Genomic DNA, 1,421 nt, shown 5'->3' with positions numbered 1-1,421 from the left:
GGCACCCCGCTGGTCGTCGCCACGAAGATCGCCGACGCTCCGGCCAAGGTCCTCGGGGTCATCCACCTCAAGGACGTGGTCAAGGAGGGCATGCGCGAGCGCTTCGACGAGCTCCGCCGGATGGGCATCAAGACCATCATGATCACGGGCGACAACCCGCTGACCGCCAAGGCGATCGCGGAGGAGGCCGGCGTGGACGACTTCCTCGCCGAGGCCACGCCCGAGGACAAGATGGCCCTGATCAAGAAGGAGCAGGAGGGCGGCAAGCTGGTCGCGATGACCGGCGACGGCACCAACGACGCCCCCGCGCTCGCCCAGGCCGACGTCGGCGTCGCGATGAACACCGGGACCATGGCGGCCAAGGAGGCCGGCAACATGGTCGACCTCGACTCCAACCCGACCAAGCTGATCGAGATCGTCGAGATCGGCAAGCAGCTGCTCATCACCCGCGGCGCGCTGACCACGTTCTCGATCTCGAACGACGTGGCCAAGTACTTCGCGATCATCCCCGCGATGTTCGCCGGGGTGTACCCGGGCCTGCGGCACCTCAACATCATGGGCCTGCACAGCCCGCAGTCCGCGATCACCTCGGCGATCATCTTCAACGCCCTGGTCATCATCGGCCTCATCCCGCTCGCCCTGCGCGGCGTCCGTTACCGTCCTTCCGACGCGAGCTCCCTGCTGAGCCGCAACATCGGGATCTACGGCATCGGCGGACTGATCGTGCCGTTCGTCGGGATCAAGCTGATCGACCTCGTCGTCCAGTTCATCCCCGGCCTCAGCTGACGCAGGGAAAGGAAAGAAGCATCATGTCCAAGCCCCTGCCGACGACCGTCCGCACCCACTTCACCGCACTGCGGATGCTGCTGGTCCTGACGGTGATCCTCGGGATCGCGTACCCGCTGCTGGTCACCGGCATCTCGCAGGTCGCCTTCAGCGACAAGGCCAACGGCTCGATCGTGAAGTCCGACGGCAACCAGGTCGGTTCCAGCCTGCTCGGCCAGAACTACGACCTGCCGAAGAAGAACCCCGACGACCCGAAGGAGGAGCCGGTGCCGGACCCGAAGTGGTTCCAGCCCCGCCCCTCCGCCAACAACTACGCCGGCGACAACTCGGGCGCCTCCAACCAGGGCCCGAACAGCGACGACCTGCTGAAGGCCGTCAACGACCGCCGCGCCGCCGTCGCCGAGTTCGACGGCGTCGACCCGGCGAGCGTCCCGGCGGACGCGCTGACCGCCTCCGGTTCCGGCCTCGACCCGCACATCTCGGTGGCCTACGCCAAGGAGCAGGTCAACCGGGTGGCCAAGGAGCGCAACCTCCCGGTGGAGACGGTCGCCAAGCTGGTCGACCAGTACACCGAAGGCCGTTCGCTCGGCTTCCTCGGCCAGGAGGGCGTCAACGTCGTCCTCCTCAACAAGGCG

At 67.2% G+C, this 1,421-nt stretch carries 2 protein-coding genes; both read left to right on the top strand.

Going from position 1 to position 1,421, the window contains the following annotated elements:
• Positions 1-786 (top strand): HAD-IC family P-type ATPase (locus tag AB0C76_RS41335; RefSeq protein WP_359975944.1); only part of this gene is annotated, 786 nt, incomplete at its 5' end.
• Between the two features lie 23 nt (positions 787-809).
• The coding region (kdpC, locus tag AB0C76_RS41330; protein WP_359975941.1) for a K(+)-transporting ATPase subunit C at positions 810-1,421 on the top strand (612 nt) is incomplete at its 3' end.

This window comes from Kitasatospora sp. NPDC048722, assembly GCF_040650235.1.
Classification (GTDB): Bacteria; Actinomycetota; Actinomycetes; order Streptomycetales; family Streptomycetaceae; genus Kitasatospora.
This window is presented reverse-complemented; position numbering and strand designations above follow the sequence as displayed.